We start from the raw sequence: 564 nt of genomic DNA, 5'->3' as shown, positions 1-564 counted from the left end.
AGCGATGACCTGCCTCAGGACATAAATAGGTGGCAGGAACTGCTGGGGCTCCCTCCCAGCTCAGGCTTTCGCGTCGTACGCAGAATTAGCGGAAAAATTGATTTGGTGCGTCGTGCGCAGATAGGAAATGCCGGAGAAGTTGCCTTATGCATGCTCCTTGAGGCCAAGTGGCCGGGCGCAATCAATCATGTGGCCGAAAGGGACGACGGATTCGGATACGACGTTTCAGCCTCAATCCAGAACTGCGAATGGCATTTCGAAGTGAAATCTACTACTCGCAGAGGTCGTCTTTCCTTCTTCCTGAGCCGCCATGAGTTCGAAACGGGATTGGCCGACAATTATTGGAAGTTGTTGGTTGTCGGGTTAGACGACGAGCTCAGAGCCACCTGCGTCGCCGAAGTGGATAAGTCAGCGTTGAAAAAGTTCGCCCCTGCTGATCGGACTACGGCAGCAATCTGGGCAACCGCAAGGTACGACTTCGGGGAAGGCCAACTCAGTCCTGGTCTGTCGTTTCTTCCTTGGGAGCAGGCAGACTTCAGGACACACAGACTACTCACCCAAGGC

1 protein-coding gene is annotated in these 564 nt (G+C 54.3%); it reads left to right on the top strand.

Annotated features, from left to right (window positions below):
- Positions 1–150 precede the first annotated feature (150 nt).
- On the top strand, positions 151–564 hold a 414-nt coding region (locus B879_RS24325), incomplete at its 3' end, for a protein NO VEIN domain-containing protein (protein WP_497706795.1).

Source organism: Cecembia lonarensis LW9, from assembly GCF_000298295.1.
Classification (GTDB): Bacteria; Bacteroidota; Bacteroidia; order Cytophagales; family Cyclobacteriaceae; genus Cecembia; species Cecembia lonarensis.
This window is presented reverse-complemented; position numbering and strand designations above follow the sequence as displayed.